Origin of the sequence: Mesorhizobium sp. Mes31 (assembly GCF_024519675.1) — a bacterium.
In the GTDB taxonomy this organism is placed as follows: Bacteria; Pseudomonadota; Alphaproteobacteria; order Rhizobiales; family Rhizobiaceae; genus Mesorhizobium.
In genome coordinates, this window is sequence record NZ_JALJRL010000011.1 from 18,947 (window position 1) to 45,022 (window position 26,076).

The 26,076-nt window shown below is 65.0% G+C and carries 21 protein-coding genes; 10 read left to right on the top strand and 11 right to left on the bottom strand.

What is annotated here, in order from left to right:
- Positions 1-14: 14 nt before the first annotated feature.
- The 4 genes from NR193_RS19260 to NR193_RS19275 all read right to left on the bottom strand — a co-directional run bounded on the left by NR193_RS19260 (position 15) and on the right by NR193_RS19275 (position 5,450).
- Complete coding sequence (locus NR193_RS19260) at positions 15-746, bottom strand: SDR family oxidoreductase (protein WP_256752368.1); 732 nt, start codon at positions 744-746, stop codon at positions 15-17.
- A gap of 228 nt (positions 747-974) precedes the next feature.
- A complete protein-coding gene (locus NR193_RS19265; protein WP_256752369.1) occupies positions 975-3,347 on the bottom strand; it encodes an aldehyde dehydrogenase family protein in 2,373 nt (790 codons plus the stop codon).
- A gap of 66 nt (positions 3,348-3,413) precedes the next feature.
- Positions 3,414-4,469 carry a deoxyribose-phosphate aldolase gene (gene deoC, locus NR193_RS19270; RefSeq protein WP_256752370.1) on the bottom strand — a complete coding sequence of 352 codons (1,056 nt, stop codon included), beginning with the start codon at positions 4,467-4,469 and terminating at the stop codon, positions 3,414-3,416.
- Between the two features lie 153 nt (positions 4,470-4,622).
- Positions 4,623-5,450, bottom strand: coding sequence for a ferredoxin--NADP reductase (locus NR193_RS19275; protein WP_256752371.1), 828 nt, complete (start codon positions 5,448-5,450; stop codon positions 4,623-4,625).
- Between the two features lie 220 nt (positions 5,451-5,670).
- Between NR193_RS19275 and NR193_RS19280 the strand changes: the two genes are divergently transcribed.
- The gene (locus NR193_RS19280) at positions 5,671-7,755 is read left to right on the top strand and encodes a hydantoinase/oxoprolinase family protein (RefSeq protein ID WP_256752372.1); all 2,085 of its coding nucleotides are present in this window, start codon (positions 5,671-5,673) and stop codon (positions 7,753-7,755) included.
- A gap of 1 nt (position 7,756) precedes the next feature.
- Positions 7,757-9,460, top strand: coding sequence for a hydantoinase B/oxoprolinase family protein (locus tag NR193_RS19285; RefSeq protein WP_256752373.1), 1,704 nt, complete (start codon positions 7,757-7,759; stop codon positions 9,458-9,460).
- A gap of 97 nt (positions 9,461-9,557) precedes the next feature.
- Here the strand turns inward: NR193_RS19285 and NR193_RS19290 are convergent, their stop codons facing one another.
- The 3 genes from NR193_RS19290 to NR193_RS19300 all read right to left on the bottom strand — a co-directional run bounded on the left by NR193_RS19290 (position 9,558) and on the right by NR193_RS19300 (position 12,245).
- Positions 9,558-10,214: a methionine ABC transporter permease gene (locus NR193_RS19290; RefSeq protein WP_256752374.1), complete on the bottom strand. Its 657-nt coding sequence runs from the start codon at positions 10,212-10,214 to the stop codon at positions 9,558-9,560.
- Positions 10,195-11,292 (bottom strand): methionine ABC transporter ATP-binding protein, encoded by a 1,098-nt coding sequence (locus NR193_RS19295; RefSeq protein WP_256752375.1) that lies wholly within the window; start codon positions 11,290-11,292, stop codon positions 10,195-10,197. Before NR193_RS19295 ends, NR193_RS19290 begins: the two co-directional genes overlap by 20 nt.
- 98 nt (positions 11,293-11,390) lie before the next feature.
- Entirely contained in the window at positions 11,391-12,245 is an 855-nt protein-coding gene (locus tag NR193_RS19300; protein ID WP_256752376.1) for a MetQ/NlpA family lipoprotein, read from the bottom strand.
- Between NR193_RS19300 and NR193_RS19305 the strand changes: the two genes are divergently transcribed.
- The 8 genes from NR193_RS19305 (at position 12,244) to NR193_RS19340 (ending at position 20,737) form a co-directional block, all read left to right on the top strand.
- Positions 12,244-12,504, top strand: coding sequence for a hypothetical protein (locus NR193_RS19305; protein ID WP_256752377.1), 261 nt, complete (start codon positions 12,244-12,246; stop codon positions 12,502-12,504). The genes NR193_RS19300 and NR193_RS19305 overlap by 2 nt on opposite strands.
- A 151-nt stretch (positions 12,505-12,655) precedes the next feature.
- A complete protein-coding gene (locus NR193_RS19310) occupies positions 12,656-13,750 on the top strand; it encodes a transporter substrate-binding protein (protein ID WP_375162720.1) in 1,095 nt (364 codons plus the stop codon).
- Complete coding sequence (locus NR193_RS19315; RefSeq protein WP_256752379.1) at positions 13,747-14,364, top strand: ANTAR domain-containing protein; 618 nt, start codon at positions 13,747-13,749, stop codon at positions 14,362-14,364. Before NR193_RS19310 ends, NR193_RS19315 begins: the two co-directional genes overlap by 4 nt.
- Positions 14,365-14,383: 19 nt before the next feature.
- Entirely contained in the window at positions 14,384-15,250 is an 867-nt protein-coding gene (locus NR193_RS19320) for an ABC transporter permease (protein ID WP_256752559.1), read from the top strand.
- Positions 15,247-16,167, top strand: a complete 921-nt coding sequence (locus NR193_RS19325; protein WP_256752380.1) for an ABC transporter permease — start codon at positions 15,247-15,249, stop codon at positions 16,165-16,167. Before NR193_RS19320 ends, NR193_RS19325 begins: the two co-directional genes overlap by 4 nt.
- 65 nt (positions 16,168-16,232) lie before the next feature.
- Entirely contained in the window at positions 16,233-17,876 is a 1,644-nt protein-coding gene (locus tag NR193_RS19330) for an ABC transporter substrate-binding protein (RefSeq protein ID WP_256752381.1), read from the top strand.
- Positions 17,866-18,810 (top strand): acetamidase/formamidase family protein, encoded by a 945-nt coding sequence (locus NR193_RS19335; protein WP_256752382.1) that lies wholly within the window; start codon positions 17,866-17,868, stop codon positions 18,808-18,810. The genes NR193_RS19330 and NR193_RS19335 overlap by 11 nt, the downstream gene beginning before the upstream one ends.
- A gap of 163 nt (positions 18,811-18,973) precedes the next feature.
- Complete coding sequence (locus NR193_RS19340; RefSeq protein ID WP_256752383.1) at positions 18,974-20,737, top strand: ABC transporter ATP-binding protein; 1,764 nt, start codon at positions 18,974-18,976, stop codon at positions 20,735-20,737.
- 112 nt (positions 20,738-20,849) lie between these two features.
- Here the strand turns inward: NR193_RS19340 and NR193_RS19345 are convergent, their stop codons facing one another.
- From NR193_RS19345 to ggt, 4 genes are all read right to left on the bottom strand, one after another.
- Entirely contained in the window at positions 20,850-21,614 is a 765-nt protein-coding gene (locus tag NR193_RS19345) for a response regulator transcription factor (protein WP_256752384.1), read from the bottom strand.
- A gap of 232 nt (positions 21,615-21,846) precedes the next feature.
- Entirely contained in the window at positions 21,847-22,827 is a 981-nt protein-coding gene (locus NR193_RS19350) for a 2-dehydropantoate 2-reductase (RefSeq protein ID WP_256752385.1), read from the bottom strand.
- 2 nt (positions 22,828-22,829) lie between these two features.
- Positions 22,830-24,356, bottom strand: a complete 1,527-nt coding sequence (locus NR193_RS19355; RefSeq protein WP_256752386.1) for an acyl--CoA ligase — start codon at positions 24,354-24,356, stop codon at positions 22,830-22,832.
- A gap of 90 nt (positions 24,357-24,446) precedes the next feature.
- Positions 24,447-26,033 carry a gamma-glutamyltransferase gene (gene ggt, locus NR193_RS19360; RefSeq protein WP_256752387.1) on the bottom strand — a complete coding sequence of 529 codons (1,587 nt, stop codon included), beginning with the start codon at positions 26,031-26,033 and terminating at the stop codon, positions 24,447-24,449.
- Positions 26,034-26,076 lie beyond the last annotated feature (43 nt).

Genomic DNA, 26,076 nt, shown 5'->3' on the forward strand with positions numbered 1-26,076 from the left:
TCAGTCAGATTGGTTCAGATCGACCAGCCGCCATCGATATTATAGGCCTGTCCGGACGTATAGGTGGCACCGGCCAGATAGACGGCCAGATCGGCGATTTCCTCCGGCGTGCCGAGCCGGCCCATCGGCTGGCGGGCGATGAAGGCGGCGCGGGCGGCTTCGTAATCCCCCTGCGCATGCATGCGGTCCTGCAGCGACGGGCTCTCGACCGTGCCGGGGCAGATGGCGTTGCAGCGTATGCCCTTGCCGACATAGTCGGCAGCGATCGCCTTGGTCAGACCGATGACAGCGGCCTTGGTGACGCCATAGGCGAAGCGGTTCGGCACGCCCTTGCCGGCGCCGGCGACCGACGACATGTTGACGATCGAGCCGTCGCCACGTTCCAGCATGCCGGGCAGCACCGCCCTTATGGTGCGGATCATGGCGCGGACATTGAGGTTGAAGGCAAAATCGAGATCGGCGTCCTTCATCTCGAGGATCGAGCCCGAATGGACGAAACCGGCGCAGTTGAACAGCACGTCGACAGCACCGATCTCGGCGAAGGCAGCGTTGACCGCCTCGTCGTTGAGCACATCGAGCTTGCGGGTCTTGATCCCCGACGTCTTGGCGAACTCGGCCAGCAGCGTCTCGTTGATGTCGGTGGCGTAGACGACAGCGCCAGCCTTGGCGAAAGCCAGTGCGCTCGCCTTGCCGATGCCTTGCGCCGCTGCTGTGACGACAACGACCTTGCCTGCCAGATCCGCCATGCTGTTCTCCTCGCCGCTTTGGATCGTTCGGGTTTATCGGCAGTTGGCCAAGGCGTCATGTGCCAGTCGGACGCCATTGTGCGGCCTGTGCCACTGCCAGCCCACAGATAAAGATGTTTTTTCTCGTTAAAGAACACGCATCCGGGCGTCAAGCCCGAACACGATCACCATGTCTCCAAAACCGCTGCGTACCCTCGGGCCCGAGGGCATGCTTTTGCGCGACATGCATCAGTCTCCGTAAGGCACCCAGACGTTCTTCACTTCGACGGCGCGGCGTAGGAAGGCGTCGCCGGCAGCCTCGTCGGACGCCCAGTCGAGGCTGCGCCCATTGCCGCTCCAGACGCGCTTGAGGTTGCCGATCGACTCGGCTTCCGCCTTGGCGCAGGTGTCGGCATCGGCGAAGACCCAGAGCCCGTCGACATCGTCATGCTTGGCCAGCACGCCGGCAAGCTCGGCGCTGCGGCCTGTGACGATATTGATGGCGCCGGCCGGGATGTCGGAATATTCGATGACCTGGTAGAGATCGGTGGCGAGCAGCGGATGTCTTTCCGAAGGCACGGCGACCACGGTGTTGCCCATCGCCAGCGCCGGTGCGACCAGCGAGATCAGGCCGAGCAGGGGCGAGGTGTCGGGCGCGACGATGCCGACGACGCCGACAGGCTCGTGTAGCGCCAGCGTCACGGTGCGGGCAGGCGGTTGGTGCACGCGCCCCTCGAACTTGTCGGCAAGACCGGCATAGAGGAACAGCCGTTCGATAGTTTGATCCACTTCTTCCCGCGCCACCTTGGCGCTGGCGCCGGTCAGCTCGGTGAGGCGGGCGGCAAACTCGTTCGCGCGGCCGGAAAGATTTTCGGCAAGGTAGTAGAGCACCTGGGATCGGTTGTAGGCCGTTGCTTCCGGCCAGCCCTTGCAGGCGCGGGCGGCCGAAACGGCGTCGCGGATATCCTTGCGGCTGCCGAGGCCCACTTCGCCGGCCAGCTTGCCCTTGGCGGTGGCGATCGCCAGCGAGTAATTGCCGTCCGGCCGCACCTGCTTGCCGCCGATGAACAGCTTGGCCGTGCGGTCGATGGCGTCACCGTCCGACTGCTCGGCAGGTTGCGCCGAGAGTGTCGCCGGTTTGATCACCGGACCGAGCGGCAATTTCGCTGAGAGATACTCGAACATGCCCTCGCGCCCGCCCTCGCGGCCGAAGCCGCTCTCGCGGTAACCGCCGAAGCCGCAGGCGGCATCGAACATGTTGGTGCCGTTGACCCAGACGACGCCGGCCTTCAACTGCGGCGCGACGTGCAGGGTAAGATTGACGTTCTCGCTCCACACCGAAGCGGCGAGCCCGTAGCGCGTGTTGTTGGCGAGTTCGATCGCTTCCTCGGTGTTGCGGAATGTCATGGTGGCCAGAACCGGGCCGAACACTTCTTCCTGCGCAAGGATATTAGCCGGCGAAACACCAGTGGCGAGAGTGGGCAGGTGGTAGTAGCCGGAAGAAGGCAGCGCGGCATCCGGTTGCCAGCAGACGGCGCCCTGTCTGGCGCCTTCGGCGACCAGGCCCTTGACCCGGTCGAGCTGTGTGGCGTCGACCAGCGGACCGATATCGGTGTTCTTGTCCAGCGGGCTGCCGACGCGCAGCCGGCTCATTCGTGTCTTGACCTTGGCGATCAAGGCCTCGGCGATGCCTTCCTGCACCAGCAGCCGCGAGCCGGCGCAGCAGACCTGACCCTGGTTGAACCAGATGCCATCGACCAGACCTTCGACGGCGCTGTCGAGATCGGCATCCTCGAAGACGATGAAGGCCGACTTGCCGCCGAGCTCGAGGGACAGCTTCTTGCCCGACCCGGCGGTCGCCTTGCGGATGATCTTGCCGACCTCGGAAGAACCGGTGAAGGCGATCTTCTGGATGCCGGGATGGTTGACGATTGCCGCGCCCGCTTCCGGTCCGCCCTGGACGATGTTGACGACGCCTTTCGGCACGCCGGCGCGCTCGCAGATCTCGGCAAACAGGATGGCGGTGAGCGGCGTGAACTCGGCCGGCTTCAGCACCACGGTGCAGCCGGCGGCGAGCGCCGGCGCGATCTTCCAGGCCAGCATCAGCAGCGGGAAATTCCACGGGATGATCTGGCCGACGACGCCGACGCCCTTGTGGCCGGGAAAATCCCTGTCCAGTGCCTGCGCCCAGCCGGCATGGTGGATGAAATGGCGGATGGCCAGCGGCACGTCGATGTCGCGGCTTTCGCGGATCGGTTTGCCGTTGTCGATTGTCTCAAGCACCGCGAACAGGCGCTGGTGGCGCTGCATGGCGCGGCCGATGGCGTAGAGAACCTTTGCCCTGATATAGCCGGAACTGGCGCTCCATTTGGGCAGCGCCTTGGCGGCGGCCGCAACCGCCGCATCGATATCGGCGGCACTGGCGTCGGACACCTTTGCCAGCAGCTTGCCGGAAGAGGGCTCGCTGGTCTCGAAGGTCTTGCCGCCGGAAGCGGCTTTCCAGTCACCGCCGATGAACAGCGCCTTGCCAAAATCGCGCGCGGCAAGCCACGTATCGGCCTCATTGCGAGCCTCCGGCGCCGGGCCGTAGTCCATGGCGTGATAGCGGTCGAGGATGTTCATCAGGTGCCTCCTTCACCCTCCCCTCGTGGGGAGGGTCGATCGGCAAAGCCGATCGGGGTGGGTTGCTCAAGCCATCGCGTGGCGATGATTGGCCGAATAATGACCGGTCAGATGATGCTCGAGCTGGCGCTCGATGTCGGTCAAAAGGCTCGAGGCGCCGAAGCGGAACAGCTCCGGCTCCAGCCATGGCCGGCCGAGCTCTTCCTTCATCAGCACCAGCCAGTCGAGCGAGGCCTTCGCCGTGGAGATGCCGCCGGCCGGCTTGAAGCCGATGAGATAGCCGGTCTCCTCGAAATAGGCGCGGATGGCGCGCACCATGGCCAGCCCGACGGGCAGCGTCGCGTTGACGCTTTCCTTGCCGGTCGAGGTCTTGATGAAGTCGGCGCCGGCCATCATTGCCACCATCGAGGCCAGCATGACATTGCGCAGCGTGGCGAGGTCGCCGGTGCCGAGAATGACCTTCAGATGCGCGTCGCCACAGGCGGCGCGCATCGAGACGATCTCATTGTAGAGCTCCCGCCATTTGGCCCCGAAGACCAGTCCGCGCGGAATGACGACGTCGATTTCGTCGGCGCCGTCGCGGACCGAGGCCTCGATTTCCTGCAGGCGGGTCGACAGCGGCGCGAGGCCATGCGGAAAGGCGGTGGAAACAGCGGCGACATGAATGCCGGTGCCGCGCACGGCCTCGACGGCGGTGGTGACGAAGGGGTGGTAGACGCAGACGGCGGCCGGCCGGATGATTTCACCTGCAATGCCGAGGCCCTCGACGATGTCGCGACGGAACGGGTTGATCGCCTTGGCGCAGAGCCGGCGCACGCGCTCTTCGGTGTCGTTGGAATTCAGCGTCGTCAAATCCATGCAGGCGACGGCGCGCAACAGCCATGCCGCCTGGTTGTCGGCCTTGATCGAGCGCCGCTTGGTCAGGCTGGCGACTCGGCGTTCGAGCGCCGGACGGTTGACGTTGCGCATCGATTCCATGAAGCCGAGGTCGAGCTTCATGCCGGGATTGCGGGCAATGCGATGGTCCTGCGGCACCGGAGTGTTGGCGGCGGCGCGCGCCGGCAGCGACGTCACCTTGGATGCGCTGGCACCGAGCTCGGCTTCGCGGATTGTGCTGCTCATCTCCTGCCCCTTTGTTCAGCGATCATGCCGAGGATAGCCCGCGAAGTCGTACTTCACGAGTCCTTCGGGCACCAATAGCGGAAAAAGGTCACCAAAGCAGCTAGTTTTTGACCGCATGGTCAAAAGCCGTTCCTGGAACGAAGCAACCGGGTCTCAGCCGACGAAGGCACGCTCCACGACAAAGCTCGCCGGATGGCTGAGCGAGCCCTCCTCGAAGCCAAGGCTCTCGGCCAGCTCCTTGACGTCCTTGAGCATGTGCATCGAGCCGCAGATCATGATGCGGTCGGTTTCCGGATTGAGCTTGTCGATGCCAAGGTCGGTGTAGAACTTGCCGGAGCCGATCAGCGCGGTGATGCGGCCCATGCATGCCGACTCTTCGCGGGTCGTCGAATTGTAGAGGGTGACGCGGCCGCCGGTCAGTTCGCCGATCAGCGGGTCGCTTTCGAGCGCCGCGACCAGTTCCTGGCCGTAGGTGAGTTCGGCAACGTCGCGGCAGGTGTGGGTCAGGATGACCTGCTCGAACTTCTCATAGGTGTCGGGGTCGCGCAGCAGGCTGGCGAAAGGCGCGATGCCCGTGCCGGTCGAGATCATGAACAGGCGCTTTGCCGGCGTCAGGGCATCCAGCACCAGCGTGCCGGTCGACTTCTGGCGCATGATGACGGTATCGCCAACCTGGATCTTCTGCAGTTCCGAGGTCAGCGGGCCGTCCGGCACCTTGATCGAGAAGAATTCCAGCTCGTCGTCCCAGGACGGGCTGGCGACGGAATAGGCGCGGTACACCGGCTTCTCGGCATTGGGCAGGCCGATCATGACGAATTCGCCGGACCGGAAGCGCAGCGATTGCGGACGCGTGATGCGGAACGAGAACAGCCGGTCGGTATAGTGCTTCACCGAAACGACGGTTTCGGCATAGACGTTGGCCGGAATCGGGAATTGCAGCGGACGGGCGCCAGCGATGTTGAGCGCGGATGTGGTGTTCATCAAATCCAACCTTCTGGCCCAACTCGCGGACGCGGGCACCAAACCTTTTCCTGCACGCCCGAACCATTCAGGTTCCGGCGTGCCGCTCGAACACTCCGAAGCGTAAGCTCTTGTGTCCGGAATTTATTAGTATACAAACGATATTTGCGTCAAGATACCGCCGCGAAACACCTTTCCAAACTGTGCCATATCCGTAGTCCGGGCATTTCGGGTTTCGACAATGAAAGAGAATTTTTCGGTGCAGCCGCCGGATTCCCTGGGCAGCGTCGTCGCCGGCATCGATGTCGGCGGAACCTTCACCGACCTGCTTCTGATCGATGGCCGCGAGGGTGGCCGGGTGCATATCGCCAAGACCCCGACCACGGTCGACAACCAGGCGTTCGGCGTCGTTTCGGCGCTCGGCGCGACCGGATTTCCGATCGACGGCATCGACCTCATCGTGCACGGCACGACCACCACCACCAACGCGGTGCTGGAACGCCGGCTGGCGAAAACCGGCATGATCACCACGCGCGGTTTTCGCGACGTGATCGAGCTTGGCCGCCGCACGCGGCCGCAGGCCTATGGCATGACCGGCAGCTTCGTGCCGATCATTCCGCGCAATCTCAGGCTCGAAGTGTCGGAGCGCGTCGAGGCCTCCGGGACCGTGCGCACGCCGCTCGATGAGGCCGAGATGCGCGAGGCGGTGAAGATGCTGATCGCGGCCGGTTGCGAATCCCTTGTCATCCATTTCCTGCATTCCTACGCCAACCCGTCGCATGAGCGGCGCGCCGCCGAAATCGCCGCCGAACTTTGGCCGAACGGTTACATCACGGCGGGCCATGCGCTGCTGTCGGAAGCGCGCGAATTCGAGCGCGGCGTCACCGCCTCGGTCAACGCCTCGGTGCAGCCGATCCTCGAGCGCTATGTCGAGCGGCTGCGCAAGGAACTGGGGGCAAAAGGCTATGCCCGCGACTTCCTGATCATGAACGGCAATGGCGGCATGATCTCGGCCCGCTTCGTCACACGTGAATCGGCCAAGACGGTCATGTCGGGCCCGGCCTCCGGCGTCATCGCCGCCGCCTACACCGGAAAGCGCGCCGGCTTCGAAAACCTCGTCACCTACGACATGGGCGGCACCTCGACCGACGTGGCGCTGATCCGCAACGCCGAGCCGGCGGTGTCGAACGAGATCGAGATCGAATATGCGATGCCGATCCATGTGCCGATGGTGGCGGTGCACACGGTCGGCGCCGGCGGCGGCTCGATCGCCCGCGTCGACGCGGCCGGCCTGATCCAGATCGGCCCGGAAAGTGCCGGCGCCAATCCCGGCCCGATCTGCTACGGGCGCGGCGGCCTCGAGCCGACCATCACCGACGCCAACCTGGTGCTCGGCCGGCTGGCGCCGAAGAAGCTGCTGGCGGTGGAAAATCCGGTCACCGTCGAACGCGTCACCGGCATCTTCGAGGACAAAATCGGCAAGGCCACAGGCCTGTCCGGCGTCGAGGCGGCGGGCGCGGTGCTGCGGCTCGGCAACATGAAGATGGCCGGCGCCATCCGCATGGTCTCGGTGTCGCGCGGCCATGACCCGCGCGATTTCGCGCTGTTCGCCTTCGGCGGCGCCGGGCCGCTGCATGCCACTGCGCTCGCGCGCGAACTCGGCCTGCCGAAGGTGCTGGTGCCGGCGCGGCCCGGCATCACCAACGCGCTCGGCTGCGTCGTCGCCGACCTGCGCCATGACTTCGTCAACACCATCAACCAGCCAGTGGCAGTGCTCGATGAAGCCCAGCTTCATGCTGTATTGGAACGGCACCGAAATGAAGGTGAGGAGCTGATCGGCAAGGAAGCGGTGAAGCCGGAGACGATCCGCGTCACCCACTCCGCCGACATGCAGTTCGTCGGCCAGACGCACATCATCAACGTGCCGCTGCCATCCTCGTCGGTGACCCGGAACGAGCTGCAGCTTCTGTTCGAAAAAGCCTATTTCGCCCGCTTCAAGGTCGAGTTGCCGGAGATCCGCGCCAACCTGGTCAACCTCAACACCTCGGTCACCGGTGTCAGGCCGGCGATCGACCTGTCGCAGCTGATCGACCCGGCCGGGCGCGCAAAGACGCTCGACGAGGCACGGCGCGAGATCCGGCCGGTCTGGTATGGCGGACGCTGGCACGACACGCCGGTCTACGCACGCGAAAAGCTGCCGCTCGACGCCGTCATCGAAGGCCCGGCGATCCTCGAACAGATGGACGCCACCACCGTGCTCGAACCCGGTGACCGCGCACGCTCGGATGCCGACGGCAACATCATCATCGACATTGGCGAGGCCTGATATGGCAAAGCTCGACGCCATCACGCTTTCGGTCCTCCAGGCGGCCCTGCAACAGGTCTGCGACGAGATGGACCTGACCTTTTCGCGTGCCGCCTTTTCGCCGGTGATCGCCGAAGCCAATGACCGTTCCGATGGCATCTATTCGGCCGTCGATGGCTCGCTGATCGCGCAAGGCAGCCAGGGCCTGCCGGTGTTCGTCGGCGTCATGCAGTATTCGACCAGGACGGTGATCGGGATGATCGCCGACGGCCGCTGCCTGCCGCCGGAGCCCGGCGACATCTACATCGTCAACGATCCCTATCTCGGCGGCACCCATCTGATGGACGTGCGCTTCGCCATGCCGGTCTACAGGGGTGGAAAAATCTTCTGCTGGCTGTCCAACACCGGCCATTGGCCCGACATTGGCGGCTCGGTGCCGGGTGGGTTTTCCGCTTCGGCGACGGCGGTCGAGCAGGAAGGCCTGCGGCTGCCGCCGGTGAAACTGTTCAAGAAAGGCGTGCTCGATCCCGAAATCTACGCCATCATCTGCTCCAACATCCGCGTCGCCGACCAGCGCATCGGCGACATCCGTGCCCAGGCTGCGGCGCTGCTCATCGGCCAGGACCGGCTCAACGGGATCCTGGATCGTTACGGTGACGAAACTGTTGTCGAGGCGATTGCCGAGTTGCGCCGGCGTGCCGCCGAACAGATGCGCGCCAACATATCGGCCATCCCCGACGGCACCTACCATTCCAAGGCGTTTGTCGATTCCGACGGGGTCGTCAACGAGCCGCTGACCATCGCGCTCGCCGTCGAGAAGAAAGGCGACACGCTGACCTTCGATTTCGCCGGCTCGTCGAAGCCCTGCGCCGGACCGATGAACAGCGTGCTGGCGACGACCTTGTCCTCGGTCTACCTCGCCATGCGCCACATTTTCCCGGATGTGCCGATCAGCGCCGGCGCCTTCGAGCCGCTCGATGTCAAGCGGCCGGAAGGAACGTTCCTCGACGCCAAATATCCGCGCCCCGTTTCGGGCTGCGCCGCCGAAGTGTCGCAGCGCATCGCCGAGGCGGTTTTCGCGGCCATGGTGCAGGCGCTGCCGGACAAGGTGACGGCGGCTCCCGCCGGCTCCAGCGGCAATTTCGCGCTCGGCGGCAACGACCCGGCACGCGGCCGCGACTACGTCATGTACCAGATCTCCGGCGGCGGCTATGGCGGCAATGCCGGCCATGACGGCCTGACCAATGGCTGCTCGACCATCGGCATCTCCAAATCGCCGCCGGTCGAGATCATGGAACAGGCCTTTCCCGTGCTCTACCGTCACTATGCCTTGCGCGAGGGCTCGGGCGGTGCCGGCAAGCATCGCGGCGGGTTCGGCCTCGCTTATGAGGTCGAGATCCTGCGTGGCGACGCCCGCGCCTCCTTCGTCATGGATCACGGCCGTTTCGGCCCGCAGGGCGCGCTCGGCGGCAAGGACGGCGCGGTCAACACGGTGACAGTCTTCCGCGACGGCGAGGCCCATGTGCCGCCGCATCTCTCCAAGGAGCAGGACATCGCCTTGAAGGCCGGCGACCGCGTGCGCGTCGGCACCCCTGGCGGTGGCGGCTATGGCGATCCGCTGGAGCGGGACCCGGAACTGGTCGCTCGGGATGTCAGACTTGGCTACTATACGGCCGAGCAGGCCAGGGACCTGTTCGGGGTCGCACCGGCGGGCCCGGCGTCCTGATCTCACGCATCGGGCCGGACTTTTCGGCGCACGGCATCGACACGGTCCTTCGATCCTGAGGGTGCCAGGCCGAAAGAATAGTTAGCCGGCTCAATCGTTACGTCCGGCGATCCAGCCTCGCCACCAGCCGGTCACCCGCCCACTGGATGCCGCAGACCAGGATGATCAGCACGATGACCACGGCGACCATGATGCTGGTCTCGAAGCGCTGATAGCCGTAGCGGATGGCGAGGTCGCCGAGCCCGCCGGCGCCGATCGCACCGGCCATGGCCGAGGCGCCGATCAGCGTCACCAGCGTCACCGTGAAGCCGGCGACGATGCCGGGCAGCGCTTCGGGCACCAGCACCTCGCGGATGATCGTCCAGCGGTTACCGCCCATGGCGCGCGCCGCCTCGATCAGCCCGTGGTCGACCTCGCGCAGCGACACTTCGGCGATACGCGCATAGTAGGGCGTGGCGGCAATCGACAGCGGCACGATCGCCGCCCACGTGCCGATCGAGGTGCCGACGATCAGCCGCGTCACCGGGATCAGCGCCACCAAAAGGATGATGAAGGGCACCGAGCGGAAGCCGTTGATGACGGCGCCAAGCGCGCGGTTGACCCACAGGCTTTCGGCGATGCCGCCGCGATCGGTGGCGACCAGCGCCAGCCCGAGCGGCAGGCCGAAAACCAGCGAGATGAGGCCGGACGCGGCCGTCATCAGCACCGTTTCCCAGATCGAACGCAGCAGAAGCTCAAACAGAATGGGCGACATGGCCAAGCACCTCCACCCGCGCCTGGCGGGACTTCAGGAATGTGATCACTTCGGCGAGATGCCTTGCATCGCTGCCAGGGACGGAGAGGAACAACGTGCCGACGGGCTGCTCCTGGATGTGGTCGATGCCGCCATGGGCGAGGCGGAACGGACCGGGGACGATTGCCGCGAGATCCGAGAGCAATGGACCTTGCGCGGCCTCGCCGGCCACGTCCACGCGCAGGATCGTTTCCGCGCCGGTCCCCGGCACCAGCCGGGCCGCCAGCTCGGCCGGCAGCTGCGGCCGGATGGCGCCGAGCAGGCTCCGGGTGATGTCCGAGCGCGGATCGGCGAACACCGACCAGACCGGCCCCTCCTCGACGATCCGCCCGGCGTCGATCACCGCCACCCGGTCGGCGATCGAGCGGATCACCTCCATCTCATGGGTGATCAAAAGGATGGTCAGGCCAAGCTGCCGGTTGATGTCTTTCAGCAGGGCAAGGATGGAACGCGTCGTCTCCGGATCGAGCGCCGAAGTGGCTTCGTCCGACAACAGCAGCGCTGGCCGCGCCGCCAACGCCCTGGCGATGCCGACGCGCTGCTTCTGGCCGCCTGACAGCGATGCCGGATAGGCTTTTGCCTTCTCCGACAGGCCGACGAGATCGAGCAGTTCGGCCGCACGTGCCAGCCGCTCGACCTTCGGCCGGCCCTCGATCTTGAGCGGCAGCGCCACATTGTCCTCGACGGTCTTGGCCGACAGCAGGTTGAAATGCTGGAAGATCATGCCGATGCGCCGCCGCAGCGGCTGCAGGTCGCGCTCTCCGAGCCGGCTGATTTCGCGGCCTTCGATGAACACCTCACCGGAATCGGGCCGCTCCAGGCCGTTCAGGCAGCGGATCAGCGTCGATTTGCCGGCGCCGCTGCGGCCGATGATGCCGAGGATCTCCCCCTTGCGCACCGTCAGCGAGACACCGTCGAGCGCCGCCGTCGCGCCGAAGCGGCGCTTCAGCTCGACAAGGCGCACGACGTCCTGAGACGCGTCAGGCTGGCCATGGGTCGGATCGGTGGTGTGCACGGATGCCGTGAAATGCTGGTTCATGCGTGTTCCTGTTCTCGCCATCCGAAAACGCAATCGCGGCCCGCGCTCGAGCGCGGACCGCACTTGCTGTCGAACCGGTCGCCCGGTCGCGGATGCCCTCAATAGGCGCTGAGGCCGGTGCCCTTGTAGACCTTGTCGAACTCGGCCTTGACGGCCTCGTTCTGATACGACGCCACCAGCGTCTTCACCCAAGCCTCGTTCTCGTTGCCGACCTTCACCGCGATGAAGTTGCGGTACGGATTGTCGGCGATGGGTTCCTGCGCAATGCGGTTTTCCGGCGTCAGGCCGCTCTTCAGCGCCCAGTCGGTGTTGACCACGGCGGCGTCGAGATCCTCGACCGAGCGGCCGACGATGCCGGCATCGAGTTCCTTGATCACCACCTTCTTCGCATTCTCGGCGATGTCGGCGGTGGTGGCGAGAATGCCGGTGCCGTCCTTCAGCTTGATCACACCCTCGTTCTGCAGCACGCGTAGTGCCCGGCCCTCGTTGGAAGGATCGTTCGGCACGCCGATGACCGCGCCCTCGGGCAGGTCGGCGACCTTGCTGTACTTCTTCGAATAGAGGCCGATTGGCCAGACGCCGGTATAGCCGACGCGGACGATGTGGTAGCCCTGCGTCTTGATCTGGTTGTCGAGATAGGGCTGGTGCTGGAAGGCGTTGGCGTCGATTTCGCCACGCTCCAGTGCCTCGTTGGGCTGGGTGTAGTCGTTGAACACCACGGTCTCGATGGTCAGGCCCTTCTCGGCCGCCTGCGCGACAACCACACGCCAAACATCTTCATCCTCGCCGCTGATGATGCCGACCTTGATCGACTTCTTGTCCTCGGCGAACGACGCGTTGGGTGCCATAAGGCTGCCAATCGCGACCGCAGATGCGAACAGCAGAGCCAGGCTATCGCGCCGGTTGAGGGTTGACCAAAGGGAAGATGGAAAAGTGTCTTTGAAGTCGGACATGGTTGATCTCTGCGGTTGTGAAGTCATGGCAGCCAAACGGATTGCTCAGCCTTGGTCACATCGTCAGAAATTCTATCGATTTTATCAAAGAACCGCGTTTCGGATTGCCCTCGATGCCGGGAATATTCTCTCAAAAATTTCAACGCAGCGAGCACAAGACAGGTCGGCTTCGACGATCTGGCGTATTTCAAGGGTTCTTCCTCGCGCGGGCTGGCGAGGCTCCGGCCGCGTGGCGCAGGAAGCAGTTGGGGCGGGATGAGTTGAGCGTTGCACTTTTCCCGCTTGACTGACCCGCCGTACCGAATACGCTAGGGCAAAATACCGGCTCTGATCGCCGGGCGGCATGAATGCCTCGTATGCCTCGCCTCGCCGGCGGTGGCTGCGGGGCATTGTTATTTTTGGGGATCTGTTTGAAACGGCGTATCGAGATCGGCATCCTGTATTCCCGCTCGGGGAGCTATCAGCTCGTGTCCGATGCGTGCCGGATGGGCGCGATGCGCGCGATCGCCGACATCAACGCCGATCGGAGCTCAGGCATCGAGCTGGTGCCGGTCGAGCGCGATCCGCAAAGCAATGCCGATCGCTACGCGACCTTGTGCGAGGACATCTTCAAGACCAGCAGCGCGCGCCATGTCGTCGGCTGCGTCACCTCCTGGAGCCGCAAGGAGACCATCCCCGTCCTGGAGAAAGCGGGTGGGATGCTCTGGTACGCCTGCCCCTATGAGGGGTTCGAGGCCAATGAGCATGTCGTCTACATGCATGCCTGCCCCAACCAGCACCTGGTGCCGCTGATGGCTCATGTCGTGCCGCGCTTCGGCGCCAACGGCTTCCTGCTCGGCTCGAACTATATCTGGGGCTGGGAGATGAACCGCGTCGCGCGCGACCTGATCGCGGATGCCGGCGGCAAGGTCCTGGGCGAGCGCTATCTGCGCATCGGCGAGACCGACGTGTCGCGTCTGATCGGGGAAATTCGGGCCACGCGGCCGAACTTCATCCTCAACAATCTGATCGGCACCTCGTCCTATGCCTTCCTGGCGGCCTATCGCGACTTGGGCGACGAGGATCCCGCCTTCAGACCCGAAACCTGCCCTGTGATCTCCTGCAACCTTACCGAGGGCGAGCTGCCGGCAATCGGTGAATCCGGCAAAGGGCACTTGTCGGTCGGGCCGTATTTCGCGCCGCGGCCTGCCGCTTTCGGCTCGTCCTTCGAGGCGTCCGCCTATGCGTCGGTGCAGGTGATGGCCGAGGTGCTCTCCCGCGATCCCGACGCCGGTCCGGCGGAGTTTTCCAGGGCGTTCGCCGAGCGCCGCTTCTCCACCCGGCTCGGGCCGATCGCCATCGACGCCCACTCCCAGCACGCGACGCTGCCGGTGATCATCGGCCGGATCGCGGACGGCTTCTTCGAAGTCGTCAGCCGCGAGGACGAGGTCGCGCCGGACCCCTATCTGTCGCGCTACGACCCGGCCAGGACATTCGGCCGTCCCCGCCTGAGGGTCGTGTCGTGACCAGGACGCCGCGCATCCCCAATCTCGGTGGCGCCAGGGCCTTCATCCTGCATCGCCCGCATCCGACGGTGCAGGCGATCACCAGGCAATTGTCGGCCATCGGCCTGATCACGCTGGACTGCTGGCCGGAACTGCCGCCAGAGGCGCTGGCCGCCGATTTCGTCTTCTTCGACGCCGATCTCGGCTTCGACGAGCAGTTTCCCTGGAAGCCGGGCGAGGCGCCAATGCCGCTGGTGGCGCTGATCGGCTCGGAGGCACCCGGCCGGATCGAATGGGCGCTGTCGCACAAGGCCGACGCCCAGCTCTTGAAGCCGGTCGGCAATGCCGGCGTCTACAGCGCGCTGCTGATCGCGCGGCAGAGTTTCGAGGCGCGCAAGCATCTGGCCAGCGAAATTGCCTCGCTTCGCCACCGTGTCGCCGAGCGCCAGACCATCGTGCGCGCCGTGACGGCACTGTCGAAAGGCTCCGACGACGACCGCGCCTATGCGCAGCTGCGCTCGCTGGCGATGAGCTGGCAGATCAGCGTCGAGGATGCCGCGCGCCGGATCGTGGCGATGACAAGTGAAGACGCAACGGGGGAAGAAGGCGGCGATGACCAGTCCCATCGCGCCTGATCTCCCGGCCGCCGGGCGCATGCCGGCCAAGCCGCGCGCCGGCGTCTGGCGACGGCTGGTCAAACGCCGCCTGGCAATGCTCGGCCTGGTTGTCGTCGTCATCGTCGTTGCCGGCGCCGTGCTGGCGCCATGGCTGACCGGCTATGATCCCAACGAGCAGATGTTCGACGGCTTGACACTGGAAGGCTCGCCCTTGCCGCCGAATGCGCAATTCTGGCTGGGCACCGACCTGCTCGGCCGCGACCTCTTGACCCGCATCCTCTATGGCGCCCGCACCTCGCTGATCATCGGCATCGTCGCCAACGGCGTGGCGCTTTTGATCGGCACCCTGGTCGGCGTTGTTGCCGGCTATTTCCGCGGCTGGGTCGGCGGCGCGCTGATGCGCTTCACCGATCTCATGATGGCCTTTCCGGCGCTGTTGCTCGCCATCTGCCTGGCGGCGGTGTTCCAGCCCAGCCTGTGGATCGTCGCCATGGTCATCGCCCTGGTCAACTGGGTGCAGACCGCGCGCGTCATCTACACCGAGACCAGCTCATTGGCCGAACGCGAGTTCATCGACGCCGAACGCACCATCGGCGCCGGCGCGCCACGTATCCTGTTTCGCCACATCCTGCCGCATCTCCTGCCGACCATCATCGTCTGGGGCACGCTCGGCATTTCGACCACGGTGCTGCTCGAAGCGACGCTCTCCTTCCTCGGCATCGGCGTGCAGCCGCCGACGGCGTCCTGGGGCAACATCATCTTCGAGAACCAGACCTACTTCCAGGCCGCACCCTGGCTGGTGTTCTTCCCCGGTGCGGCGATCCTGGCGCTGGCGCTGGCCTTCAACCTGATCGGCGATGCGCTGCGCGACATTCTCGATCCGACTCAAAGGGGCCGGGCATGATCGCCTATCTCGGCCGCCGCCTGATCCAGTCGCTGCTCATCCTGCTCGGCGTCTCGCTGATCACCTTCGCACTGCTTTATCTGTTGCCGGCCGATCCTGTGCGCCAGATCGCCGGCCGCAGCGCCACGCCGCAGACGGTCGAGAATATCCGCCAGCAGCTCGGCCTCGACCAGCCCTTCGTCATCCAGTACTGGCGCTATCTGGTGAAGCTCGTCAGCGGCGATCTCGGCCGCTCCTACATCCAGCGTTCCGAGGTCACCGAACTGATTGTATCAAGGCTGCCAGCAAGCCTGTTGCTGATGGTTGGCGCCATCCTGTGCGAACTGCTGATCGGCCTGAGCATGGGGCTGATCGCCGCCGTCAAGCGCGGCACCGCCACCGACCAGACGCTGATGGTCGCGTCCTTCGTCGGCGTCTCGGCGCCGCAATTCGTCGTCGGCCTTTTGCTGCTCTACGTCTTTGCCGTGCGGCTGAGCTGGTTTCCGATCGGCGGCTACGGCACCTGGCGCCATCTCGTGCTGCCATCGCTGACCATGGGTATCCTCGGCGCCGGCTGGTACGCGCGCATGATGCGCTCGTCGATGATCGACGTGCTGCGCCAGGATTATGTGCGCACGGCCCGCGCCAAGGGCCTGGCGCGCGGCGCCATCCTCTTCCGCCATGCCCTGCCCAACGCCATCCTGCCGGTCATCGCCATGATCGGCATCGACATCGGCATCTTCATGGGCGGCATCGTCGTCGTCGAAAGCGTGTTCGGCTGGCCCGGCATCGGCCAGCTGGCCTGGCAAGCCATCCAGCGCGTCGACATTCCGATCATCATGGGCGTCACGCTGGTGTCGGCCTTCGCCATCGTGCTCGGCAACCTGCTCGCCGACATCATCGCGCCCTTCATCGACCCGCGCATCAAGCTCAGATGAAAACCAGGGCATCACCGAAAACAACAAGACATGACTGAAAGCAAACAGAGAAAGGGAACATAAAAATGAAAAAGTTTCTGGCATCCACAGTAGCCGCATCGGCGCTGGCGCTGATGCTCGGCATGACGAGCGCACGCGCCGAGGACACCATCGATCCGAACGCCAAGCAGGGCGGCGCCATCACCATCACCTACAAGGACGACGTCGCCACGCTCGATCCGGCGATCGGCTATGACTGGCAGAACTGGTCGATGATCAAGAGCCTCTTCGACGGGCTGATGGACTACGAGCCGGGCACCACCAATCTGAAGCCCGACCTCGCCGAGAGCTACGAGATTTCGCCGGACGGCAAGACCTTCACCTTCAAGCTGCGCCATGGCGTGAAATTCCACAATGGCCGCGAGATGACCGCCGACGACGTGAAATACTCGCTCGACCGCGTCACCAATCCGAAGACGCAGAGCCCCGGCTCCGGCTTCTTCGGCTCCATCAAGGGCTATGACGACGTCGCCGCCGGCAAGGCCGAAAGCCTCTCCGGTGTCACCGTGGTCGACCCCTACACGGTCAAGTTCGAGCTGACCCGTCCCGACGCCACCTTCCTGCATGTCATGGCCATCAACTTCTCGCATGTCGTGCCGAAGGAAGAGGTCGAGAAATACGGCGCCGATTTCGGCAAGCATCCGGTCGGCACCGGTGCCTTCAAGCTCGCCGAATGGACGCTTGGCCAGCGCATCGTCTTCGAGCGCAATCCGGACTACTGGCACAAGGGCCTGCCGCATTTGGACAAGATCACCTTCGAGATCGGCCAGGAGCCGATCGTGGCGCTGCTGCGCCTGCAGAAGGGCGAGATCGACGTGCCCGGCGATGGCATTCCGCCGGCCAAGTTCCAGGAGGTGATGGCCGATCCCGAGCAGAAGGCCCGCGTCGTCGAAGGCGGCCAGCTGCACACCGGCTACGTCACCATGAACACCACCATGGCGCCGTTCGACAATGTGAAGGTGCGCCAGGCCGTCAACATGGCCATCAACAAGGCCCGCATCATCCAGATCATCAACGGCCGCGCCGTGCCGGCCAACCAGCCGCTGCCGCCGTCGATGCCGGGCTACGACAAGGAGTTCAAGGGCTATCCCTATGACGTCGCCAAGGCCAAGGCACTGCTCGCCGAGGCCGGTCATCCCGATGGTTTCGACACCCAGCTGTTCGCCATGAACACCGATCCCAACCCGCGCATCGCCCAGGCGATCCAGCAGGACCTGGCCGCGATCGGCATCAAGGCCAGCATCCAGTCGCTGGCCCAGGCCAACGTCATCGCCGCCGGTGGCGACAAGGCCGGCGCGCCGATGATCTGGTCGGGCGGCATGGCCTGGATCGCCGACTTCCCGGATCCGTCGAACTTCTACGGCCCGATCCTCGGCTGTGCGGGTGCGGTACCAGGAGGCTGGAACTGGTCGTGGTATTGCAACAAGGATCTGGACGCCAAGGCAGCCGAGGCCGACTCCGTGGTCGACCCGGCCAAGGCGGGCGAGCGCGACAAGATGTGGAGCGCCATCTACGACAAGGTGATGGAAGATGCACCCTGGGCGCCGGTCTTCAACGAGCAGCGCTTCACCATGAAATCGGCCCGCATGGGCGGCGCAGACAACCTCTATGTCGACCCGGTCCATATCCCGATCAACTACGACAATGTGTACGTAAAAGATGTGCAATAACTGCGACTACACCATCCACGGGCGCCATCACCATTTCGGCTGGGACAATTCCTTTGTCCCGGCCGAGCGGGTGGCGCCCGGCTCGACCATCGAGTTCCAGTGCCTTGATGCGGGTGGCGGCCAGCTTCAGGCCGACAGCACGGTTGCCGATGTCGCGAAGCTCGACTTCGCCAAGGTCAACCCGGTGACCGGGCCGATCTTCGTCGAGGGTGCGGAGCCCGGCGACGCGCTGAAAGTGACGATCGAGATGTTCAAACCGTCCGGCTTCGGCTGGACGGCGAACATTCCAGGTTTTGGCCTGCTCGCCGACGACTTCAAGGAGCCGGCGCTGAACATCTGGAAATATGACGCCGCCTCGCTCGAGCCGGCGCTGTTCGGCAAAAATGCGCGCGTGCCGCTGAAACCCTTCGCCGGCACCATCGGCAACGCGCTGGCGGAAAAGGGCCACCACTCGGTGGTGCCGCCCAGGCGCGTCGGCGGCAATCTCGACATCCGCGATCTCGCCGCCGGCACCACGCTCTATCTGCCGGTGGAGGTGGCCGGAGCGCTGTTCTCGGTCGGCGATACGCACGCCGCGCAAGGCGACGGCGAGGTCTGCGGTACGGCGATCGAAAGCCCGATGGATGTCGTGCTCAAGCTCGACCTGGTCAAGGATGCCAGGCTGAAGACGCCGCGCTTCACCACCTCGGGCCCGGTGACGCGCCATCTCGACGCCAAGGGCTATGAGGTGACGACCGGCATCGGCCCGGACCTTATGACCGGTGCCAAAGAGGCGGTCGCGCAGATGGTCGACCTGCTCTCTGCCCGCTACGGAATAGACCCCGTCGAGGCCTATATGCTGGCCTCGGTCTGCGGCGATCTCCGCATCAGCGAGATTGTCGACATGCCGAACTGGGTGGTGTCCTTTTACTTCCCACGCTGCGTGTTTGAATGACGCTGGGTTGGCGCCGCACCCCCACCCCGCTGCTTCGCAGCGACCCTCCCCACGAGGGGGAGGGTGAAGCGCCGGCGCCCTACCTCCCCCTTGTGGGGAGGTCGGACCGAAGGTCCGGGTGGGGGGCGTGCCGGAATAAACTTCTCAGAACCCCGCTCTTGCAATGATCTCGATCCCCGAAACAATCCTCGACATCGCCAACCTCTCCGTCAGCGTGCGCGGCGAGGAGGGCGAGCGCGAGGTCGTCTCCAATCTGTCGCTAACGCTTAAGCGTGGCGAAACGCTGTGCATCGCCGGCGAGTCCGGCTCCGGCAAATCGATGACCGCCCTGGCGATCATGCAGCTTCTGCCGCAGCCTGCGGCGCGCATATCCTCAGGCCAAATCCGCCTCGGTGATACCGATCTGGCGACGCTCGACGAGCGCCAGATGCGGCGCATTCGCGGCGACCGCATCGCCATGATCTTCCAGGAGCCGATGACCTCGCTCAATCCGGTGCTGTCGATCGGTCGGCAACTGACCGAGTCCATCGAGGCGCATACCAGCCTGTCATCAACCGAGGCCCGCCAGCGCGCCATCGAGGCGCTGAAGGCGGTGCGCATCTCCGAAGCCGAAGGCCGGCTGAAGCAGTTTCCGCACGAACTCTCAGGCGGCATGCGCCAGCGGGTGATGATCGCCATGGCGCTGGCGCTCGAGCCCGACGTGCTGATCGCCGACGAGCCGACGACCGCGCTCGACGTCACCGTGCAAGGCGAGGTGCTGGAGCTGTTGCGCGACCTGCAGCGCGAGCATGGCACCAGCGTCATCCTCATCACCCACGACATGGGCGTAGTCGCCGAAATGGCCGATCGCGTCATCATCATGCGGCATGGCCGCATGGTCGAGGAGGGCAAGACATCAGACATCTTCGCCCGGCCGCAAGCCGATTATACACGCGAACTGCTGGCCGCCGTGCCGCGCATCGGCGCCGGCATCGGCCGGCAGAAATCCAGGGATGCCGAGACGGCAATGCCGGCCAATGTCGCCGTGGTCGACGATCTGCATGTCCGCTTCGATCTGCGCGGCGGCGTCTTTGGCCGGGTCACCCGTCGTGTTCACGCCGTCGAAGGCGTCAGCTTCTCGATCGCGCCCAACGAGACGCTGGCGCTGGTCGGCGAGTCCGGTTGCGGCAAGTCGACCACCGCCAAGGCGCTGGCCGGGCTGGTGCCTTACACCGGCGACATCGTCGTTGGCGGGCGCAATTTGTCGGGCCTCGGCCGCGACGAGCGCAAGGCCGTGCGCCGCGACGTGCAGATGATTTTCCAGGACCCTTATGCCTCGCTCGACCCGCGCATGCGCGTCGGCGACCTCGTCGCCGAACCGCTCGTCATCCATGGCATCGCCTCGAAGGAAGAACGCGGGGAGCGGGTTGCGGCGCTGTTCGAGCGTGTCGGCCTGTCGGCCGACCAGATGGAACTTTATCCGCACGAATTTTCCGGCGGCCAGCGCCAGCGCGTCTGTATCGCGCGGGCGCTGGCGCTGCGGCCGAAGCTGATCATCGCCGACGAAAGCGTCTCGGCGCTCGACGTCTCGGTGCAGGCGCGCGTGCTCGATCTGTTGAAGGAATTGCAGCGCGAATTCGGCGTCGCCTACCTCTTCATCTCGCATGATATGGCGGTGGTCGAGAACATCTCCGACCGCGTCGCCGTCATGTATCTCGGCCAGATCGTCGAGATGGGCACCCGCGACCAGGTTTTTTCCAACCCGCGCCACCCCTACACCAGGCGCCTGATCGAAGCCGTGCCGGTGCCTGACCCGGCCAAGCGAAGAAGCCGCTTCGCCCGCCTCGACCAGGAAATACCGAGCGCGACCCGCAGGATCGGCGAGGCGCCGCTGAAACTGGCCTTGCAGGATGTCGGTGGCGGACATCTTGTTGCTGCTGGAACTTGAGGACTCTGCCCTCGACCCTTCGAGCCGTGCGTCCGCTTTCGGACGGCACGGCTGCAATCACGCGATGGCGATCGCTTCACGTATCATGGCGTCACCACGCGGCCGCCGCCGATCAATTCCTGATGAGCCCCTCATACGGCGCCGTATTCAGGATGTAGGCCACCTCGGTCCGGTTCCGGGCGCGAAGTTTTTTCATGATATTGCGAACATGCACCTTGACCGTGCTCTCACACATATTGAGTTCATATGCGATGATCTTGTTCGCTTTCCCGCGACGCAGCGCTTCTATGACCGAAATCTGGCGTGACGTAAAAACGTTGTCGTCTTGCGCCTGCTGTTTGATCGTCTGCTGGCTGTCCTTGGCGTTTTGCGCTGACTGGAAAAGTACACTCGGCGGGATGAAAATCCCCCCTGCCGCCACGAGATGAATGGCCTTGGCTGCAACCTGCAAGCTGACGCTCGTCGGAACGTAACCGCGCGCACCGTTTTCGATCGCCTTGAGGACATCGTCAAGATTCTCGATATCGGCCAGCATGATGGCACTCACCGAAGGTCTGGTGGCTTTGAGGTGGGCGATCCGGGCAAGATGGTGGTCTGCCTCGGAGTTTGACCACATAACGCACATCAAGACCGTCGAGATCCTTTGGGTCTCCTCCAGGTCTGCCGCGTCGAAGGCCTCGATGCTCGAGAAATGCTGGAAACGAAATGCTGGTTCGATTTCCGCGAGACCTCTTGCCAGGCAGTCGCACATCAGCGGTCGATCATCAATAATCGCGATCTCGATATCCGCCGCCGTGGATGTGGGTGGGTTATCAGGATCGATATCGAAAGTGCACAGGCTTCGTTGGGCCGTCTCGTATGGTTGAATCGTTGTCATAACTCCACCCCTTCCTGCCCCTCGCACCCATTGGGAGCGTGGCCGCTGTTTTAGCTCTTCCTTAGTAAGCGTTGATTCGAGGCCGGCGTATGTGAAACAAGGCACACGACGGAGCGAAGCCGGTTTCGGTCGCGATTTCGGCAAGCCGAAAAACAACCGGCTCGATATGCCGACCCGATGAAGGCAATCGCTCCACCTGCGCTTGAAAACGCTCAAAGCATGGTGAACAGGCTCAGGAATAGCAGCCGCGTTCGATGGCGAGGCGGCGCACCAGCGCCAGCACGGCATCGATGGTCGGGGTAGGCTTGTCCGTCAGCCGGCCGAGTTCCTGGACGGCCGTCACCAGCGCGTCGATCTCCATCGGCCGTCCACGCTCCAGGTCCTGCAGCATCGAGGTCTTGTGCTCGCCGACATCGCCGGCGCCCTTGATGCGCCGGTCGACCGCGATCGGAAAGCGCACGCCGAGGCTTTCGCCGATCGCCTGCGCTTCCAGCATCATGGTGCGGGCCAGCGTGCGGGTGCCCTCGTCGGCGACGATCGCCGCCAGCGTGCTGCCGGTCAGCGCCGAGATCGGGTTGAAGGAGAGATTGCCCCACAGCTTCACCCAGATTTCGCTGCGGATATCGTCGCGCACCGGCACCTGCAGCCCGGCCTTGACCATTTCCTCGGCCAGAAGCGTGACCCGTTCGCTGCGCTCGCCCGAGGGTTCGCCGAGCGAGAAGCGCCTGCCCTCGACATGGCGGATGAGGCCGGGCGCATCGACCTCGACCGCGGGATAGACGACCGAGCCGATGACGCGCTGCGGCCCGATCCGCTGCCAGATCGCGCCGCCGGGATCGACCGCATTCAACCTCGTGCCTTCGAGCGGCCCGCCAACGCCGTGGAAATACCACCACGGCACGCCGTTCTGCATGGTGACGACAGCGGTGTTCGGCCCAAGCAGCGGCGCGATCTGGTCGAGGGCAGGGGTGAGGGAATGGGCCTTCAGCGCCAGCACGACATAGTCCTGGGTGCCGAGTTCCTCGGGCTTGGCGGCGGCCCTGACGGCGGCGACCGATTCCTGGCCGTCCTCGATCAGGCGAAGTCCGCTTGTCTTGATTGCTTCGAGATGGGCGCCACGCGCGACGATCGAAAGATCGGTGCGGCCGGCAATCGCCAGCTTGGCCGCGAGATAGCCGCCGATCGCACCGGCGCCGAAGATGGTGATCTTCATCGTCAAAGTCCGAGTTTGGCGGCAAGCCCGATGCGCTGCAGCTTGCCCGTCGCGCCCTTGGGGATCTCGTCCAGGATCAGGATCTTGCGCGGCACCTTGAAGTCGGCGAGCCGCGTCGCGGCATGGCTGCGGATGTCGCCCTCGGTGGCAGTCATGCCTTCGCGCAGCACGACTGCCGCCGCCACGTCCTCGCCAAGCTTGTCATGCGGCATGGCGAAGGTGACGACCTGCGCCACCGCCGGATGGTCCATCAGCACGTCGTCGACCTCGAGCGGCGAAATCTTTTCGCCGCCGCGGTTGATGATCTCCTTGAGCCGGCCGGTGACGCGCAGATAGCCATCCTCGTCCAGCACGCCCTGGTCGCCGGTGTGGAACCAGCCATGCGCGAAAGCCGTGGCGTTGGCATCGGGGTTCTTCTCGTAGCCCGCAGTCACATTGGGTCCGCGAATGACGATCTCGCCGGTCTCGCCGGCGTTCTGCAATCGGCCGTCAGGCGCCATGACCGCCACCTCCGGTCCGGCGGCCGCGCCAACGCTGCCCGGCTTGCGCAGGCCCGGCGGCAGCCGGTTCGAGGCCATCTGGTGCGCGGCCTCGGTCATCCCGTAGGATTCGATCACCGGACAGCCGAAAGTCGCCTCGAGCTCGGCCATCACTTGCGCCGGCAGCGACGCCGAGGACGAGCGGATGAAGCGCAGACGCGCTGCCGCCAGCACCTCTGGATTGCGGGCTGCCCGGGACAGGATGGCCTGATGCATGGTCGGCACCGCCGTGTACCAGCTTGGTTGTGCCTCGCTCAGCCACTGGAAGAAGCGCAGCGCGTTGAAGCCAGGCGTGCAGAAGATGCTGCCGCCCGACGCCAGCGAGGACAGCACGGCCGCGATCAGGCCGTGAATGTGGAACAGCGGCATGATGTTGAGGCAGCGGTCACCGGCCGTCAGGCCGAGCGTCGCGCCGATATGGGCGGCGGAGGCCGCGATGTTGGCATGGCTGAGCGGCACCAGCTTGGGCCGTGACGTGGTGCCCGACGTGTGCAGCAACAGTGCGATGTCGCCGTCCTGTGCCATGTCGGGCGCTGCTCGCGGACCGATCGCCGCGCCCTCGATGGTGAAGCCGCCGGCAGGTGTATCGGGTTGCACGATGAGCCTCAACACGCCGATGCCGAGCCGCTCGGCCACCGCCACCGCCGGCCCGGCCTCGTCGGCAGCGACAAGGATCGCCTTGGCGCCGATGTCGGTCAGGTAGAAATCGAGCTCGTCCGCCCGGTAGGCGGGATTGAGCGGCGCCGTCGAAGCGGCCGCCGCCACCGCGACGAAGGCGGTGGCCATCTCGGGTCCGTTCGGCAGCACGATCGCCACCCGGTCGCCTCGACCGATACCGAGCGCATGCAGCCGTTCCGCCGTGGCAGCGATAAGGCTACGCAAGCCGCCATGGGTGAGCGTCGGCCTGTCGGGGGCCGAAATCGCCGGCGCATTGTCGGCGCCGGCAACGAGGCGGCGGGAAAGCTCTTTGGGATTTGCAATATTGATCATGATCACCGACTGGATTCCGAACGACTACCGGCGCGAGCGCCGTTGGCGGGCTTGCCTCGATATGGATACGCCATTGGACAACGGATCGCCTCAGTAGCCAAGCGCCAAACCATCCTTGCGTGGATCGGAGGCGCCGGTCAGCGTCCCCTTCTCCCAGTCGATCAGCACCGCCTGTCCGCCGCCAAGCGGATGATGCGGCTCGGCTATGCGATGGCCGCGCCGGCGCAGGCCCTCGATCGCCTCTGCGGGAACGCTGCGTTCGGCTTCCACGATATCATCATTGTAGAACACTCTCGGCGCGTCCAGCGCCTGCTGCGGGTCCATGCCGAAGTCGAGCATGTTGGTCAGCAGATGGACGTGCCCGAACGGCTGGTAGCCGCCGCCCATGACGCCGAACGGCATCACCGCGCGGCCGTTCTTGGTCGCCATGCCGGGCATGATCGTGTGCATCGGCCGCTTGCCGGGCGCGATTGCGTTCGGGTGTGCCGGGTCCAGGCGGAAGCTCGAGCCGCGATTTTGCAGCACGATGCCGGTCTTCGGGCTGACCACGCCGCTGCCGAACGAATAATAGGTCGAGTTGATGAAGGAAACCGCGTTGCGGTCGCGATCGACGATGGAGATGTAGACAGTGTCGCTGCCAGGCAGGTCTATGCGCGGCAGATGCGTCATGGCGCGGTCGCGGGAGATCTCGGCGCGCAGCCGGTCGGCATACGCGCCGGACAGAAGCTGCTTCACCGGCACCGGGACATAGTCCTGGTCCGCGACGAAGCGGTCGCGGTCGCGATAGGCCAGACGCCCCGCTTCGATCTCCAGATGCAGGCGTTCGGCGCCATTGGGGTCGAGCCCGCCAAGCTTGAGCCCCGACAGGACATTCAGCATCAACAGCGCCGTCAGCCCCTGGTTGTTCGGCGGCATCTGATGAATCTCATGGCCGCCATAGGAGACGCTGACCGGCGCCACATAGTCGCCTCTGGTCACCGCGAAATCCTCGCGCGAATGAAGTCCGCCCAGTTCGTTGAGCCGGCTGACGATATCGTCGGCGACGGCACCTTCGTAAAAGCCGGCGCGCCCCTGTTTGGCGATTATCCGCAAGGTGGCAGCGAGTTCCGGCTGGCGGTGGACATCGCCGGCCTTGGGTGCCTTGCCGCCCGGCAGGAAGATGCGCGCGGCGTGCTCGTCGGCCGAAAGATCCGTCTCCGGTTCGGCCCAGTCGAAGGCGACGCGGTCATGCACGACATAGCCGTTCTCGGCGTAATGGATGGCCGGCGCCAGCGCATCGGCAAGGCCCTTGCGGCCATGGTCCTCCAGCAGGCGGCACCAGGCGTCGACGGCGCCCGGCACCGTGACCGCGTGCGGTCCCTGCAGCGGGATGCGGTCGAAGCCTTTTTCCAGATACCAGTCGACCGTCGCCTTGGCAGGGGCGCGGCCCGAACCGTTGAAGGCCAGCACGTTGCCTTGCCCCTTCGGACAATAGAGCACGAAGCAGTCGCCGCCGATGCCGGTCGACTGTGGTTCGACCACGGCCTGCACGGCGGCGGCGCAGACGGCGGCGTCCATGGCATTGCCGCCGGCGCGCAGCATCTCGATCGCTGCAAGGGTTGCAAGCGGGTGCGATGTCGCGGCAACCGCTTCAGTGGCACGAACCGGCGAACGGCCGGGAAACTGGAAATCACGCATTCTGTCTGGATGTCCCCTAGTCACTTGAAGCGAATTGGTCACT

Bases quoted from the DNA above. Each gene is read 5' to 3' on its own strand.
- NR193_RS19340 (WP_256752383.1), top strand. From the start codon at position 18,974: ATGATCTCGATCCCCGAAACAATCCTCGACATCGCCAACCTCTCCGTC.
- deoC (WP_256752370.1), bottom strand. From the start codon at position 4,469: ATGAGCAGCACAATCCGCGAAGCCGAGCTCGGTGCCAGCGCATCCAAG.
- NR193_RS19320 (WP_256752559.1), top strand. From the start codon at position 14,384: ATGCCGGCCAAGCCGCGCGCCGGCGTCTGGCGACGGCTGGTCAAACGC.
- NR193_RS19280 (WP_256752372.1), top strand. From the start codon at position 5,671: ATGAAAGAGAATTTTTCGGTGCAGCCGCCGGATTCCCTGGGCAGCGTC.
- NR193_RS19345 (WP_256752384.1), bottom strand. From the start codon at position 21,614: ATGACAACGATTCAACCATACGAGACGGCCCAACGAAGCCTGTGCACT.
- NR193_RS19330 (WP_256752381.1), top strand. From the start codon at position 16,233: ATGAAAAAGTTTCTGGCATCCACAGTAGCCGCATCGGCGCTGGCGCTG.
- NR193_RS19300 (WP_256752376.1), bottom strand. From the start codon at position 12,245: ATGTCCGACTTCAAAGACACTTTTCCATCTTCCCTTTGGTCAACCCTC.
- NR193_RS19285 (WP_256752373.1), top strand. From the start codon at position 7,757: ATGGCAAAGCTCGACGCCATCACGCTTTCGGTCCTCCAGGCGGCCCTG.
- NR193_RS19355 (WP_256752386.1), bottom strand. From the start codon at position 24,356: ATGATCAATATTGCAAATCCCAAAGAGCTTTCCCGCCGCCTCGTTGCC.
- NR193_RS19260 (WP_256752368.1), bottom strand. From the start codon at position 746: ATGGCGGATCTGGCAGGCAAGGTCGTTGTCGTCACAGCAGCGGCGCAA.
- NR193_RS19295 (WP_256752375.1), bottom strand. From the start codon at position 11,292: ATGAACCAGCATTTCACGGCATCCGTGCACACCACCGATCCGACCCAT.
- NR193_RS19335 (WP_256752382.1), top strand. From the start codon at position 17,866: ATGTGCAATAACTGCGACTACACCATCCACGGGCGCCATCACCATTTC.
- NR193_RS19265 (WP_256752369.1), bottom strand. From the start codon at position 3,347: ATGAACATCCTCGACCGCTATCACGCCATGGACTACGGCCCGGCGCCG.
- NR193_RS19275 (WP_256752371.1), bottom strand. From the start codon at position 5,450: ATGAACACCACATCCGCGCTCAACATCGCTGGCGCCCGTCCGCTGCAA.
- NR193_RS19325 (WP_256752380.1), top strand. From the start codon at position 15,247: ATGATCGCCTATCTCGGCCGCCGCCTGATCCAGTCGCTGCTCATCCTG.
- NR193_RS19305 (WP_256752377.1), top strand. From the start codon at position 12,244: ATGGTTGATCTCTGCGGTTGTGAAGTCATGGCAGCCAAACGGATTGCT.
- NR193_RS19290 (WP_256752374.1), bottom strand. From the start codon at position 10,214: ATGTCGCCCATTCTGTTTGAGCTTCTGCTGCGTTCGATCTGGGAAACG.
- ggt (WP_256752387.1), bottom strand. From the start codon at position 26,033: ATGCGTGATTTCCAGTTTCCCGGCCGTTCGCCGGTTCGTGCCACTGAA.
- NR193_RS19350 (WP_256752385.1), bottom strand. From the start codon at position 22,827: ATGAAGATCACCATCTTCGGCGCCGGTGCGATCGGCGGCTATCTCGCG.